Genomic DNA, 14,842 nt, shown 5'->3' with positions numbered 1-14,842 from the left:
TCTCCTCCAAAATTTATCGTTATTAATTGATATCGCCTAAATACACTGCGGCCTCTTGCCCTTCGGCAGCTTGAATAATGAGCTTTCTAACTTTTTGCGGGTAAAGCCTGCAGTCCATTAGGTCCTTTAACGGGATCCAGTCAACGCTGATTTGGCCCTCATCGGGATTGGTACCGCCTTTAAAGTCCTGTGTCGGATTAACTAGTCGGCAATGAAACATATATTCAATTTGATGGAGTTGGGCATCGAATGCTGCGTGTTCATGATTTTTCCCTATGTACTCGCGAATGAATACCAACTCACCAATTTCAATTTCCGTGCCAATTTCCTCCAGGCATTCTCTTTGCAAGGTTTGATGAAGATTCTCGCCATGCTCTTGCCCGCCGCCGGGTAAAATATAATAACAGCCATTAACATCTTTTTTCTTGATGGCGAGCAGTCTATTATTTTCAACAATGATAGCCTTAGAAGAGTTTCTGATGTTCATGATAATGTACCTTCCTTTATCTTTAACGTTTCTTTTTCCTAAGGTAATCAGCTATTCCCATCGCTGACACTTGTAAATCAAGCTCCAATATTGGGTAGACTGGGTGATTTTCCGGTAGATCGTATTGGCTTAAATGGTTGTTAATCAGGTTCATTAAACCTGTATAAATGGTTTTGTCATCTTTACCTTTGGATAACGCCTTTTCGCCTTCTTTTACAAACAGAGGGATCCAATCTGACACTTGCCGGTAAACCTCTTCAACATTTTCGGTCACACTAAAATGACCAAAATATATTTTATCGATGTTCCGCTTGCGGATCCGGTCAATCGAATCAAGCATGGCATCAGGGTCAAAATGGTTCGGTGACGTTGTCGGCAAATAAAGATAGATGCCGTCCTTTTCCAGCTCTTCGTAACGGATCCCAACAGTATCTCCCGTAAACATACCATTTGAGACAGGGTCATATATACTGAAGTGATGTTTGGCGTGTCCCGGGGTATCCAAAAATTCTAATGTGCGGTTTTCCCCGATTTTTAATGTGTCGCCTTCATGTTTGACAATAAGGCGATCCTCTGGAATCGCTTTTATCGGATCGAATAAGGCATCGAATTTATCGCCATAGACCGCTCTTGCGCCTGCTGCAAGTTTGCTTGGATCGATTAAATGCCGCTCGCCTCTAGGATGAACAATGACTTTGGCATGGGGGCATTGCTCCAAAAGTACTCCTGCCCCGCCTGCGTGGTCAAGGTGTATATGCGTGACAATAATGTATTTTACCATTTCCGGGGTCTTGCCGAGCTCCTTCAAACCCTGGACAATATAGGGTACAGATGGACTAGGTCCTGTTTCAACTATCGTCAATTCATCTTCATCAAGGACATAAGATCCGGTGCGTGACGGCATGCCCAAATCGAAGCCGTCAATAAGAAAAATGTTATTTCCGAGATTGATTGGCGGTTTATTCTGCATAATTGATCTCCTTTTTATTGTGGTATCCTCCTTACTCATTCTATCAAAGAGAATCAATGAACTGCTAATCATTGACATGAAAATTTTGGTATGATTCCTCTTAGTCGTAACGAGATACCCACTTCAAAATAAACGACTATTTAAGCTACGGCAAGCATAAAAGTTTAGTAGGTCATAATTAGGGGGAGCTATACACCGAAGGTTAAAGCCCAGGATTGTTCGTTATCTATGCCTTCATTCTATACCTAGTGGGTGATTTTTAATGTTAAATAAAGAGAATAAAGTGAAACCTTTTCTATTAACAAGGGGGTTAGTCCCCGAAAACCAGGAAACCCCTATTCACTTTTTGGGTGGAGATCTTACACCGGCATCATATTTTTATCGCCGTAACCATTTTCGTTATCCTCTATTGACTCATGAGTCTTATTATATTCCAATAAGCGGATGCGTCCGTACCCCGACCATATTTTCTTTCAAGGATATCCTCTCCTTACCCAGCAAAACGCTTAATGTCCTCCTAGAGTGTTCGGGAGAAAAACGGGCGTTCTTTCACCCGAAGGTTTTTGGTGAGCAATGGGAAGATGGTGCTCTTAGTCAGGCCCGTTGGAAAGGGGTACCATTAAGAACATTAATTGAGTACACTGGTGCCACGGACAAAGCCATGGAAGTCGTTGTTGAAGGCTATGATTTTGGAACAAGAACAGATAGGCCTGGCTTGTTTTCGTTTGCGAGGAGTTTGCCAATCGATAAAGCCCTACATCCGGACACCCTTATTGCTTACGAATTAAACGGAAAGCCCATTCCCTTTAAGCATGGTTACCCATTGCGGCTGATCGTTCCACAGTGGTATGCGATGGCGTCTGTAAAATGGGTCAAAAAAATAACATTAATCAACTCACATTTTAAAGGGCCGTTTCAGGATACAGATTACATTTATTATCCACATCGAACAAATGATGCTGGGAGGTATCCCGTGACAACCATGAGGGTTAATTCGACCATTCAACAGCCCTTAAATCTAGCTGTTTTAGGTCAAGGGGTCCATAAAATCCGGGGAATTGCTTGGACGGGGCAAGGCATCGTGTCGAGGGTTGAAATCAGTGTGGACAATGGCAGAACGTGGGACAATGCCACGTTGCATACCCATCCTAAGCCTTACGTGTGGGTATCGTGGACCTATAATTGGGATGTTCACGAAAAAGGCGAGTATACGGTATTGTCACGAGCGATTGATTCCGCAGGAAATATGCAGCCTAAACAAGCGGAATGGAACCGGAAAGGCTATGGCTATAATGCTGTGAGTGACGTAAAGGTAAAGATTGAATGAAAGGACAGCCGATTTGGCTGTCCCCCAATCAACTATTCATTCGTACTTACTCTATAATCTTTTAATTTATCCCTGAGAGCCCGTTTTAGAAATTTACCTACAGATGTCTTCGGAATCTCATCCATAAAGATCACATCATCCGGCAGCCACCATTTGGCAAATTGTGGGGCAAGGAATTGAATGAAGTCATCTTTTGTCACGGCTTTCATATATTCTGCCTTTAATACAACACAAGCAACCGGCCTTTCCTGCCATTTAACACTCGGAACGGCGATGATCGCTGCTTCAAATACAGCCTCATGAGCCATTAGAGCATTTTCCAAATCAACCGATGAAATCCATTCTCCGCCGCTTTTTACAAGGTCCTTTGTCCGGTCCACCAGCTTGATATTGCCTTCTTCATCTATTGTGGCGATATCACCCGAATGGAGCCAGCCATCCCGAAAGGTTTCCTGTGTTCTGTCATCATGATAATATTCATCGGCAATCCATGGCCCTCTGATAAGCAATTCGCCCATTTCCTTGCCATCAGGCTTGATTTCGCCCCTCTCATTAATCACTTTTATTTCCAATCCGGGTGCAACAAGACCTTGCTTAGAGCGGATTTCGAGACTTTCGGCTTCTGTGAGATGATCTTGATAGCTTTTGAGTTTGGACAGCGTTACCAAAGGTGTGGTTTCTGTCATACCATATGCAACAATAAAAGGAATATTGTATTTCGTTTCGAAGGTTTTGATCATAGACTTCGGGGCGGCTGAGCCGCCGCACAGAATTGCCCGCAAACTGCTTGTATCATAATCTCCCTGCTCCAGTTCCTTCAATAAACCATTCCAAATTGTCGGAACACCGGCCGTCAATGTCACTTGTTCCGAATCAATTAATTCCGCTAACAATTTCGGTGTGAAATAGGGTCCTGGCAAGACCTGTGTTGACCCGAACCATGTGGCAGCAAATGGCGTTCCCCAGGCATTCACATGAAACATCGGCACGACTGGCATACATACATCAGATTCAGATAGCCCCATCATATCATTTAACCCGAGCGTGAGGCTATGGAGATAGATGCCTCGGTGGGTATAAACGACACCTTTGGGTTTACCGGTTGTCGCCGACGTAAAGCACATACCCGCTGGTTCATTTTCATCCAAATCAGCCGCGAAGGAATATGCCCCATTACCCTCTTCAATTAACTGTTCGTAAGAAAATACCGGATCTAAAGCGGACGATGGCAACGTCTCTTTGTCCGTCATCACAATAAATGCTTTAACCGTCATCAATTTATCCCTGATTTTATTAATAAGCGGCACAATATCCTCATCAATAAGCAAAACCTTATCTTCTGCATGATTAATAATATAAATAAGGTGGTCTTCGGAAAGACGAATATTAATGGTATGTAAGACAGCCCCCATACAAGGAATCGCAAAATAAGCCTCAAGATGACGATGGTGGTTCCATGCAAGTGTCCCAACTCGCTCCCCGCGTTTAACACCTAGCCGTTCCAGTACAGACGCCAATGCCCTCGTCCTACTCCCAATCTCTTTGTAGCTGATCCTTGCAATGCCTGAAGATGTTCTAGATACGACATATTTCTTCGGAAAATACTTTTCAGCACGCTCAAGCATCGATACCAAAGTTAACGGCGTGTTCATCATGCGGACATTTCCCCTTTGTGGATTATTTTTTATAGTAAAAATAACCTTACACTCTTATATTAAGTGTAGAAGGACATATTCTCAAGGGAATTGTCGCAACATTCCATTAATGCTAATTTATCTTTTCAGCAACAAGAATGAACGTTTTTGGAATGCCGATGTCATGACGTTTGGTATTGGGGCTTTCTTCTAATTTTTTGATCATCAAGCCGGCTTTGGCAAAGGCTGTCACTATCTCCCCTAATGTCCATTTTCTAAGATACACTTTTTTAAGCAAGCCATGATCGCCTGACAAGTGTTTGCTGTAAGCTACATCTCTCACTTCAATTGACTTATCAAAATAATTGCCTATCACCTTGTGCTTCTTTCCTGAAGAAGTGATCAGCTTCGTTGATACAGGATGGAAATCTTGCAGAATCAGCCGTCCGCCCTGCTGCAATAGTTTCTGAACAACATCTGCCAAGGGTTCTAAATCCACAAAATAATGAAGAATGCCAAGCTCCATTAAGACAAGGCCATATTCTCCGGTTAGTTCCTCATCGGGTAATTTTAATACATCAGAAACAATGTAACGCAAATCAACCCCCGCCGCTTGGGCCAATTCGGATGCGTATTTTGCATTTTCGGCAGATAGGTCAACTACTGCTGCTTTTGCACCTAATAATGCCATCGCAACAGCTTTTGACCCGTGAGACCCGAGCAAATTGATCACTTTTCTGTCAGAGAGACTGCCAAGGTGGTGATAGATTGAAGAAAGCCTGCCTTCAGGGTTTTCTTTAATTTTGGCAGCTGCTTCTTGAGGTGTTCCAAACCGTTTCAGCCAGGCATCATAAGTCTCCTGATTCCAAGCTTCTTCGTTTTGTTCTGTATTCTTTTCTTGAAGATGTCTCAAATATGTTTTAATTGCTTTTACTTTGTTGTCTTCATTAGTAAAATGCTCTAAATAATAATCAGGTGACATCACCCATAATCGTATGCCGCTTGCTTCTACGGTCACACGATAGGGATCGGCGGCAACCACATGGTTGAAATAACACGCCATGTTAACCCGTATTCCTTCTATTTTAAAATAGAACTGGTTCTGATTCTGGCCCTTATGCTTAATGATGTCGGTTGTTTCGTAAGGTTGGAACAGGTCATACGCATTGTCGAAAAGATCCCATTGGATGGAAAAATCAACCGATGTGATGTCATTTAAATCCATGTTTTGAACAAAGAGTGCCGCAGCACCTTCAATGGTATATGGAATAGTGTTGTTCTCCAATATTGTGGAAACTGTTAAAATCGCTTGCCATAATGTATCATTTCTAGAATTCACTGATTTTCCCACCTCGATGATGTCTATTGTCTAAAATCCATCATAGCATATCCGTTCAAATAGACGAAAAGACTGTTTGAAAAAATTCAAACAGCCTTTCTTAATATTATTAAAACGCTGCACCTTCCGTTGTGTCTTTGCTTTTCTTAACGGATTTATTGTCTGGGAAGATCAGGCTAAAGACAATACCGGCGGCCGCCGCAATGAAAAAGGTTGTAAATCTTGATGTCAACATTTGCTCAAGCGGTGTGGAGATCCAAACGACGGTGCTGACAAATCCGGTAATAATTGTGGCTACGACACCTATTCCCGAATAACGCTTCCAGAAAAATGTTAAGATTATGGCCGGTGATAAGGTTCACCCTACACCTGCCCAGGCCCAACTCACTACAAGATAAACGAGAGATTTTGAGGTTAAGGCAATCGTCAATCCTACAAGACCTGCAATAATAATGGTGATCCTAGACACCATAACAAGCTGTTTTTCGGTCAGTTTTAACCCAAGTGCATTATGGACGATGTCTTCACTGACGGAACTGGTGAGCACAAGAAGCTGTGAATCCGCGGTTGAAATGATCGCAGCAAGAATGCCTGAGAGCAGAAGTCCGGCGATCCATGGCGGTAATAAATCCAGAATCATAAAGGGGAGTATTGTTTCAACATCTGCGAAATGATGATTTTGATATAATGTTAATGCTGTTAAACCGATCATAAAGGCTCCGGCATAGGCAAGGATTGTCCAAATTATGGCGACGGCGCTTGCGGTATTCGCTTCTTTTTTGTTTTTTAAGGCCATGAAGCGGGCACTTATCTGTGGCTGTCCGCCGAGAAAACCAAAGAACCAAGCGAAATTATTGAAAAACAACACGCCAATAGCAAAGCCAATTGCACCCCCGGTCCATGAGTCCATCCCGGCTCCTGAGGTCTGCAGGGCATGTGCAATTGACAAATCCCGTTCATTAATGTAAAAGAGGGCAACAATAGGAAGAACCACTAAAGTGACCAGCATCATAATGCTTTGAATCATATCTGTCCAAACAACCGAAATAAAACCGCCAAGAAATGAAAGAATGATAACAATAGCCAGGCTTAATATCATACCACCGATAAGATTCAAGTGAAAAACCGCAAAGAGTGTTTTGCCTGCACCAGCGATTTGTGCCCCGAAATAAAACATCATGAAGCTGACAATTAAAATGGTCGATACCCAACGAATGAGTTGGGCATGACGGCCAAATTTTTTTGCTAGATAATCCGGCAGGGTCAGAACCTTATTTTCATCAGTTTCCTTCATAAACCGTTTTGCTAAGAATAACCAAGAGAAAATTATACCTAATGCAATACCGGCAGCGACCCAAACCCCCGAAAGCCCTGTAGCAAAAACGAATCCCGTGTAACCTAGCAAAAGCCAGGCAGATTCCCCTGTGGCCCGTTCTGAGAAGGCGAGAGCCCACCGGAAGCTTTTTGCCGCCAAGCAAAAAATCAGAGTGACTCAGGTCCCGCCGGCTAAAATAAACGCCAATGCCCAGCATGGCAACGCAGTACAAAACAAATTCCACAATAATGATGGTATGCACCTAATCATCCCCCCTATAATTCGATGAATTGGCCAATCTGTTCAGTTCTGGCTTTCTTATAAATCGTCTCGGCGACGACCAAATCGAACAATGCCATCCCTGTTGATTTGAACACTCTTGGAACAGCATGTGATAAATCGACCTCCACCTCGCTGCTGACTAATTTAGAAAAGGGCAGGATCTGTGAGTCCCGCAGCCAGCCATTTGTAAGCGGGTCAATGAGATCTCCGGTTTCATGCGTGGCATCATTTGAGTCGATAAACATGTTCTCTGCTTCTGTTAACAGACTTTGCGGGAATTCCCTCATATTAGGCTGAAAGGACCCGATGCCGATCGCTAGTTTGCCGTTGTAGATGTCAGGATCATCTGGCAAAACCGGGGTCTTTGATGTGGTCGCTGTGATGATAATGTCTGAATGGCGGACGGCTTCCTCGGCAGAACCTGTGATGTGAATGGTTGTATCCGCCGAAATATGTGACCTTAATTTCTTAGCAAATGCGGGGATTTTTTCTTGTGAACGATTTGATAAATAAATATCCTTAATGGTCCGCTCACTGCATGTGGCGATTAATTGATACATGCCTTGAACACCGGTGCCAATTAGACCAGCTGATGTTGCACTCTCCGGTGACAAATATCGGACAGCTGCCCCGCCCACAGCCCCCGTTCGAACCGCTGTTAATTGTCTGCCGTTTAACAGCGCTTTAGGTTTGCCGGTTTCTCCATCATTAAGCAACATCAGGCCCTGTATGACAGGATGTTTTTTATTATTGGGAAAGACAGAGACGATTTTCGTCCCAAATCCGTTCTGGTTAAGGCAAGGCATTAATAACAGCGTGTTGTCACCTTCCGATATATGCGACCTTTTTGGCATATTAAAGGCGCCTTTTTCATATATCCTGTAAGCATCCTCAATGGCATTAATGATGTCTTTCATTGTGGCTGCTTCGTCAATAGCTTTTTCATTTAAAACCAACATGTTATACCCTCCTGTTATACGATCGCTTTTTCTATAATCAGATCATTGTCCTGAAATCGTCCGACTCTTAAAGGTGATAGGTCAATTGTGTCATATTTAGCTGTTCGAATCAGCTCTGACATTCCTTTGCCAACAGCCGGCGCTTGCTGCATGCCATGGCCGCTAAACCCTGCGGCAACATAGTATCCGTTGATATTTGGATAGCCGCCGATGATCGCATTTTGATCTTTCGTATTATGGCTGTACAATCCCGCCCAGCCCCCATTCACTTTTATCTGTTCAAAATTGCTAATGCGATCGGCTAGAATTGGCCACATGTTTTCAATAAAATAAGAACGATCCCAATGGAAATCAATGCCTGGTTCGACCTTTTCGGAAAAGCCTGCGATCAATGCGGCACCCTCATGGCGAAAATAGATGCCTGAAGGATCAATGGTCAACGGCAGCGGTTTATCCAAAGGTGTTTGAACATCGAACTGAAAAATTTGCCTTTTTAAAGGTAAAATTGGAAGTTGAGCGCCGATTCTTTCACTTAAATTAGGTACCCATGCCCCGGCGCAGTTGATGACAATTGGAGCACGGAAAACCTCCCCTTTCTTCGTACAGATGCCCATAATGCCATTCCGATCAGTCAAGATTGTGTCAACTTCTTCATGCATATATCTCGCACCAAGTTGTTTCGCTTTCTTCATATAGCCTTGCATAACGGAGTAAGGATCAAGGTACCCGTCCTCAGCACAGTACAGCCCCCCTGCTAGATCACTGACATTCAGCTCCGGTATGATTTTCGATAATGCTTCTTTGTCAAGCCACTCTGACGGAACGCCGTATTTATGCTGGACAACCAATTGGTCTTCAATATGGCTCATCATATCTTCTTTGGCAAGAAATAAATAACCTCTTTGTTTAAAATCGATTTCTGCCGGCTCGCCATCAATGGCCATCGTTTCAGGAAAGGCTTTGTAACATTGCAGACTATACCTGCTAATTTGAATATTTATATCAGTTGTGTAAAGCTGACGGATTCCCCCTGCACTCCTTGGTGTCGATGAAAATTCATACAGCGGATCTCTTTCAAACACAAGTATTTTGCCATCGTAACTATCATTTAAAAGGTTATAGGCGATGCTGGAACCCATTACACCGCCGCCGACAATAATAATATCTGCATGACCGGCCACGTTTTTCCGCCTCCTGTCTATCGACTATTTGTAATCTTCAATTTATTTATAACGCATGATGGTGTAAAAATCTATGGCTATGTTGAACAAATGTTTGCGCTTACATTTGGTGTTTCAAGTCCTCTTGAACCGTGGTAGAATAATTAACAATTAAATAATTCAGTCATTAAGGGGGCGGGAAAAATATTAAGGATTAGTCATATTGCACAAAATATCATCGAAAAAACATCGGAAATCTTAGAGTTTCCAATTAGCATGACTGATGAACGGGGCAATATTATCGGCTGTACTGATCCAAACCGGGTTGGGACGCTCCATCAGTCATCGCTTGATGTCATCAAGCGAAACGATATGATCAGTTATTATCCCGAAGAGGTCAACACTTATCCGACATGAATGAATCATATGCGAATGCTGCGGCTGCCATTCAAGCAGGCGAGCTTGCAGGCATCAAACCTAGCCTTTACGCCTATAATGACTGGCGTATAACACTTGAGGTTCTGCCACGGCAGCTGTCGAAGCCAATGAAGAAAAAATTGATGGTTAGTGTGGAGGGGCTTATCTCCCAAAAGGATTTTTCAATTCTAGCAGGATCCTTCATTGAATATTGCCGGCATAATTTAAATGTATCAAAGGCTGCAGAGGCGCTATATATTCACCGTAACACCCTAAATTACAGATTAAAAAGAATCAGCAGGCTGACATTGCTCGATATCCATTCCTTTGAGCATTGCCTACTGCTCTATATTGCTTTGAAATGTTATCAAAACTGCAAGCAGATAAAAGAGCTCCCGAAATAGATCGGGGGCTCTAACCTTTCTTAACCAAACATGCTGGTGCTGTGCATTGGCTGTGTTCTTGCTTTTGGATCGAGATAATGTTTGGCATTGTTGACAGCCGTCGGTGCTTCACCGAACCCAGTGGCGATCAATTTCACCTTGCCATCATAGGAGCATATGTCGCCGGCAGCATAGACACCAGGAATGTTTGTCTCCATTTTTGAGTTAACCATGATCGAATTCTTTTGGATATCAAGGCCCCATTCTTTGATTGGTCCAAGTGATGAGACAAAACCATAATTGACGATCACGGCATCCACGTCTATTTCAAAAGTCTCGTCGCCTTTGATTTGTTGCATAGTAACTTTATGGACCTTTTCGCCGTCACCGTGTAATTCCTTAACGGCAAACGGTGTCCTGATTTGGACCTTGGAATTCATTAATTGTGCCACACTATGCTCATGCGCACGGAACTTATCTCTGCGGTGAATTAAAGTTACTTCTTTTGCAATTGGGTCAAGCATGTTTGCCCAGTCCACAGCAGAGTCGCCACCGCCGCAAATCAGTACCTTTTGGCCTGCAAATGTATTAAGATTATCAACAAAATAATGAAGGTTCTTGCCCTCATATTGGTCAGCGGTTTCGGCTTCTAACCGGCGGGGCTGAAATGCACCGACTCCGGCTGTAATGACAACTGTCTTCGTATAGTGCACCTCACCGGTTGTTGTTCTAAGAATAAGTGATTCATCTTCAAGCCGTTCAAGCTTTTCAACCGTTTGGTCCAAGACGATGGTTGGGTCAAATTGGAAGGCTTGTTCTTTCAGGCTCTCAACAAGTTCGCGCGCAGAAACTTTAGGAAATCCGGCAACATCATAGATGAATTTCTCAGGATACAATGCACCAAGCTGTCCGCCTAATTGCGGCATGCTCTCAATAATTTTGACCTTCATTTGCCTCATACCGGCATAAAATGCGGTAAATAAACCGGTCGGTCCCCCGCCGATAATTGTTATGTCGTATAATTCATCATGTTCATTCATGTGTTTAGTCCCTCCATCCAAACAGCACTCAATATCCATATGACTTTGTGGTTTTTAAACCTGGATTCGAATGTTTTAATATTTTATGAATATGGTCTTACTTTTACTAACTCTATTTTATTACAATGGTATCATATTCTTCAATGATTATATAACAAAAATTTAAGACTTCGCTAAAAAAACGTTATAAAAACTTTAATTTAAAAATGAAGAGCTTGTTTATCAAAAGAAATCAAGACAGAATCTTCAATAGGCTGATAGCCGATTTTCATATAGATGCCATTCGAAGTTGGATTAGCAAGATCAGTGTAAAGACTGGCAAATGAATAGCCGCTATCTAATATTTTCTGGCTAAGGGCAGCAACACAGGATGTGGCATAGCCCTTTTTCTTATATTCCGGCGGTGTATAAACATAAGAAATAACTGCTCCGTTTTTGGTCGGTCTTGTCATATTCGCCATGGAAACAGGTCCGTTATGATCCCATAAATACAATGTATCACTGCTAATCTTCTGTTGCACCAGGACCGCTGCCTCTTCTGCTGAAAGCTGATCAGATGTCGCTTTAGAAAACGCATGTACCCAGCGGTTTAAGAGTTCAGTTTCATCTTGGGTTGGCAGTCGTAAATAGCCTTGGCTGACATCAATCCGGTTAACCTGATCAAGCTTGTAGATTCTTTGGTCCATATCAACCATTTGTGTCTGGCCTGTTTGCAAAGTAAATTCATTTGCAAAAGCAAAAGCCAGTTCTTTTACCCCAATGGCACTATGTATGGTTATTTCCGATTCTAAAATATGCTCAATTGCTTTTTTTATCGCTGCATCCAAATTTGGATGGGAAGTGTCTCCCGCTAATATAAGACGACCGAATTTGGTCATGACGAAAATGATGACAGGGTTATTATTTTCACCGATTGCCGCCAAAAATGGTTTTTCCTTATGAGTGAGTTCTTTCCTTAAATTATAAAGAACCCCTAAAGGCAAATTATTGACAGCCTCATTTTCTAAAAGAAAATCTTCCGCATCACGAAGGAATAAATCTGTGTTTTCATATGTATGCCAATACATCCTAAATCACGCCTCTCATGATTATATCATTGTATCGTCAGTTTTGTTTAAGATCGTGCTTTGTATGGTTATAAAAATCAATCTTCGCCCCTTCAAAACACCCATCTCTTTACTTTTCCGTTAATCTCTAAAATTTCTCGATCACACTGTTTAATTCCTTCACTTATTGATTATATTTTATATTACTAGTCATTCGGTGTTCTGCATATGTTTGTTTTATAAGAATATAAGTGATGGCGGAGTGTGTAACCAATGAAGATGGCATTAATTGATGGATTACCGATCGTTTCAATAAATGTGCGATATCGGCAAAAAACGTTGCATCTTGATCATGTCCTTCTGGACACGGGCTGTGCTGTTTCAGTTTTTGATACAGATCGGTTTGTGGATGCTGGGATGATGTCGGATACTGATTTGAAAAAAGGACGAGCTGTTAAGATGTATGGCATCGGGGGGCAAAGCGAGTTATGCTGCCAACAGGTATTGGATGGCTTAAACATAAATGGCTATTGTTTTAATCAATTTATCTCGCAGTTTGGCGATATATTTGGAAGTTATGGATTTGATGCTATTCTGGGGATTGATTTCTTGGCAAGGGGTGGTGTTCTTCTGGATTTCCAGAACCTTGTAGTGAATAAAGCCTCAACACTTATTTAATTACCCCCTTTAATAATCCTCTTTCTAGTTTGAGATAAACATTTTTGCCTTGTTTTAAACCATTGTTCATGATATATATGACAGAGGAATAAACCCTCAGGATTTTCAGATCCCAATATTTTAACCTTTTTAAATATTATATGTCATTGGTCGTTCCACCCGGCCATTACATAAATAATAACTTAGGAGTGAAAGACATATTGGATGCACTTACTTCCGTTCTAGGGGTCATCAATGACAAACTGTACAGCAATGTCCTTATTATTTTATTAATTGGATTAGGCATTTATTTTACAATCCGGACAAGGTTTGTTCAATTCCGACTATTCGGGGAAATGTTTCGGGTTATTAAAGACGAAACATCGGCTGACAAATCTGGCGTGTCTTCTTTCCAAGCCTGGACAATCAGCACAGCCTCCCGTGTCGGTACAGGGAATATGGCTGGTGTAGCACTGGCTATTTCCACTGGAGGACCGGGAGCCGTCTTTTGGATGTGGCTCATCGCTTTAATTGGCGGTGCTACGAGTTTTATTGAGAGCACGCTAGCACAGGTCTATAAAGTCAAAAATGGTGATACTTTTCGCGGCGGGCCATCTTACTATATGGAAAAAGCCCTAAATGCCAAATGGATGGCAGTGCTTTTTTCAGTGCTAATTACTGTTACATATGGCCTTATTTTTAATGCTGTTCAAACCAACACGATAACAGTTGCCTTTAAACAATCCTTTGGAGTCAACCGGCTTTTACTTGGTATAATCCTTGCGATTGTCACCGCCCTAATTATTTTTGGCGGGCTTAAGCGAATCGCTAATTTCACAGGGATTATCGTCCCTTTCATGGCGATTATCTATGTAGCTGTCGCGCTTGTCACTTTAATCATGAATGTGACTGAAATTCCAAATATAATTGCATTAATTTTTGAAAATGCGTTTGGAATAAAAGAAATTGTCGGCGGCGGTTTGGGAGCAGCGATCATGAATGGTGTCAAACGCGGTTTGTTCTCAAATGAAGCCGGGATGGGTAGTGCGCCAAACGCTGCAGCGACAGCCAATGTCAGCCATCCTGCAAAACAAGGCTTGGTGCAGACGTTAAGTGTATTTACAGATACCTTGCTCATCTGCAGTGCAACCGCTTTTATGATTCTTATTTCAGGAGAATGGGTGAATTCCTCCATATCTGATGGGATCAACTTGACACAAAATGCTATGAACACCTTAATTGGCTCATGGGGTGGCCCTTTTGTAGGACTTTCGATCCTTCTGTTCGCTTTCAGCTCAGTTGTTGGGAATTATTATTATGGTGAGAGCAACATTCAATTTCACACAAATGGAAAAACACTATTAAACATTTACCGTGTTGCCGTTGTTCTAATGGTTATATTCGGTGCGGTAATAGCGGTCCCTGTAGTTTGGAGTTTAGCCGATCTATTCATGGCCCTGATGGCAATCACTAACCTTGTTGCCATTACCTTACTTGGGAAAATTGCCTACGCTGTCTTGAAAGATTATATGGATCAAAAGAAACAAGGCAAAGATCCAGTCTTCCGGGCTTCAAGTATCCCTTGGCTGAAAAATGTTGAGTGCTGGGGAGATCCTAAGAAGGAAACACAGGCGAAAGAATAATATATCTATTAAGAAAAACCGGGCAAAAACCGCCCGGTCCTTTTTTGGTTAGAGAATATCCGATAGTTTATATTCCTGACCATGTACTCCTTTATAATACTCTGGATACATCTCTCCGCCACATTTTTCGCAAGCAAATCGCGGTGGGGAGGTTGGATCCCCTCCATCCATAAGGTCAAAATC

Annotated in this window: 13 protein-coding genes and 1 pseudogene; 5 read left to right on the top strand and 9 right to left on the bottom strand. The window is 42.3% G+C overall.

All coding sequences use genetic code 11. The features are described from left to right. Nucleotides 1-22: 22 nt before the first annotated feature. Both EV207_RS11900 and EV207_RS11895 read right to left on the bottom strand, forming a co-directional pair. Nucleotides 23-487: an NUDIX domain-containing protein gene (locus EV207_RS11900; RefSeq protein WP_132746375.1), complete on the bottom strand. Its 465-nt coding sequence runs from the start codon at nt 485-487 to the stop codon at nt 23-25. A gap of 22 nt (nt 488-509) precedes the next feature. Beyond that, on the bottom strand, nt 510-1,457 hold the full coding sequence (locus tag EV207_RS11895; protein ID WP_132746374.1) for an MBL fold metallo-hydrolase: 948 nt from the start codon (nt 1,455-1,457) through the stop codon (nt 510-512). A gap of 262 nt (nt 1,458-1,719) precedes the next feature. Here EV207_RS11895 and EV207_RS11890 point away from each other — a divergent pair, with 262 nt between their 5' ends. Further along, entirely contained in the window at nt 1,720-2,784 is a 1,065-nt protein-coding gene (locus EV207_RS11890) for a sulfite oxidase (protein WP_132746373.1), read from the top strand. 32 nt (nt 2,785-2,816) lie between these two features. Here EV207_RS11890 and EV207_RS11885 read toward each other — a convergent pair whose 3' ends face one another. The 5 genes and pseudogenes from EV207_RS11885 to EV207_RS11865 form a co-directional block, all read right to left on the bottom strand. Beyond that, nucleotides 2,817-4,439, bottom strand: a complete 1,623-nt coding sequence (locus tag EV207_RS11885) for a long-chain fatty acid--CoA ligase (RefSeq protein WP_132746372.1) — start codon at nt 4,437-4,439, stop codon at nt 2,817-2,819. Nucleotides 4,440-4,551: 112 nt separating this feature from the next. Next, complete coding sequence (locus EV207_RS11880) at nt 4,552-5,757, bottom strand: class I SAM-dependent methyltransferase (protein ID WP_243647036.1); 1,206 nt, start codon at nt 5,755-5,757, stop codon at nt 4,552-4,554. A gap of 109 nt (nt 5,758-5,866) precedes the next feature. Then, nucleotides 5,867-7,334 (bottom strand): annotated as a pseudogene (locus EV207_RS11875) (sodium/proline symporter). A gap of 13 nt (nt 7,335-7,347) precedes the next feature. Continuing rightward, nucleotides 7,348-8,313, bottom strand: a complete 966-nt coding sequence (locus tag EV207_RS11870) for an ornithine cyclodeaminase family protein (RefSeq protein WP_132746371.1) — start codon at nt 8,311-8,313, stop codon at nt 7,348-7,350. Nucleotides 8,314-8,327: 14 nt separating this feature from the next. Then, entirely contained in the window at nt 8,328-9,494 is a 1,167-nt protein-coding gene (locus tag EV207_RS11865; RefSeq protein ID WP_132746370.1) for an NAD(P)/FAD-dependent oxidoreductase, read from the bottom strand. A 165-nt stretch (nt 9,495-9,659) separates the two neighbouring features. Between EV207_RS11865 and EV207_RS23470 the strand changes: the two genes are divergently transcribed. Continuing rightward, nucleotides 9,660-9,890 (top strand): sugar diacid recognition domain-containing protein, encoded by a 231-nt coding sequence (locus EV207_RS23470; protein WP_132746369.1) that lies wholly within the window; start codon nt 9,660-9,662, stop codon nt 9,888-9,890. After that, the gene (locus tag EV207_RS23735; protein WP_132746368.1) at nt 9,887-10,294 is read left to right on the top strand and encodes a PucR family transcriptional regulator; all 408 of its coding nucleotides are present in this window, start codon (nt 9,887-9,889) and stop codon (nt 10,292-10,294) included. Before EV207_RS23470 ends, EV207_RS23735 begins: the two co-directional genes overlap by 4 nt. Before the next feature lie 20 nt (nt 10,295-10,314). Here the strand turns inward: EV207_RS23735 and EV207_RS11850 are convergent, their stop codons facing one another. Both EV207_RS11850 and EV207_RS11845 read right to left on the bottom strand, forming a co-directional pair. Then, nucleotides 10,315-11,313, bottom strand: coding sequence for an NAD(P)/FAD-dependent oxidoreductase (locus tag EV207_RS11850; RefSeq protein WP_132746367.1), 999 nt, complete (start codon nt 11,311-11,313; stop codon nt 10,315-10,317). Nucleotides 11,314-11,513: 200 nt separating this feature from the next. Further along, nucleotides 11,514-12,380 (bottom strand): GNAT family N-acetyltransferase, encoded by an 867-nt coding sequence (locus EV207_RS11845; protein ID WP_132746366.1) that lies wholly within the window; start codon nt 12,378-12,380, stop codon nt 11,514-11,516. A gap of 252 nt (nt 12,381-12,632) precedes the next feature. Between EV207_RS11845 and EV207_RS11840 the strand changes: the two genes are divergently transcribed. Continuing rightward, complete coding sequence (locus EV207_RS11840) at nt 12,633-13,037, top strand: hypothetical protein (RefSeq protein WP_132746365.1); 405 nt, start codon at nt 12,633-12,635, stop codon at nt 13,035-13,037. A 200-nt stretch (nt 13,038-13,237) separates the two neighbouring features. Continuing rightward, on the top strand, nt 13,238-14,659 hold the full coding sequence (locus EV207_RS11835; RefSeq protein ID WP_132746364.1) for an alanine/glycine:cation symporter family protein: 1,422 nt from the start codon (nt 13,238-13,240) through the stop codon (nt 14,657-14,659). Nucleotides 14,660-14,842: the final 183 nt, after the last annotated feature.

This window comes from Scopulibacillus darangshiensis (assembly GCF_004341035.1).
Taxonomy (GTDB): Bacteria; Bacillota; Bacilli; order Bacillales; family Sporolactobacillaceae; genus Scopulibacillus; species Scopulibacillus darangshiensis.
This window is presented reverse-complemented; position numbering and strand designations above follow the sequence as displayed.

What these genes read in the sequence shown, in the direction of transcription:
- EV207_RS11895 (WP_132746374.1), bottom strand. Translation starts at nt 1,457, where the DNA reads ATGCAGAATAAACCGCCAATCAATCTCGGAAATAACATTTTTCTTATT.
- EV207_RS11850 (WP_132746367.1), bottom strand. Translation starts at nt 11,313, where the DNA reads ATGAATGAACATGATGAATTATACGACATAACAATTATCGGCGGGGGA.
- EV207_RS11885 (WP_132746372.1), bottom strand. Translation starts at nt 4,439, where the DNA reads ATGATGAACACGCCGTTAACTTTGGTATCGATGCTTGAGCGTGCTGAA.
- EV207_RS11845 (WP_132746366.1), bottom strand. Translation starts at nt 12,380, where the DNA reads ATGTATTGGCATACATATGAAAACACAGATTTATTCCTTCGTGATGCG.
- EV207_RS11900 (WP_132746375.1), bottom strand. Translation starts at nt 487, where the DNA reads ATGAACATCAGAAACTCTTCTAAGGCTATCATTGTTGAAAATAATAGA.
- EV207_RS11870 (WP_132746371.1), bottom strand. Translation starts at nt 8,313, where the DNA reads ATGTTGGTTTTAAATGAAAAAGCTATTGACGAAGCAGCCACAATGAAA.
- EV207_RS23735 (WP_132746368.1), top strand. Translation starts at nt 9,887, where the DNA reads ATGAATGAATCATATGCGAATGCTGCGGCTGCCATTCAAGCAGGCGAG.
- EV207_RS11840 (WP_132746365.1), top strand. Translation starts at nt 12,633, where the DNA reads ATGAAGATGGCATTAATTGATGGATTACCGATCGTTTCAATAAATGTG.
- EV207_RS11890 (WP_132746373.1), top strand. Translation starts at nt 1,720, where the DNA reads ATGTTAAATAAAGAGAATAAAGTGAAACCTTTTCTATTAACAAGGGGG.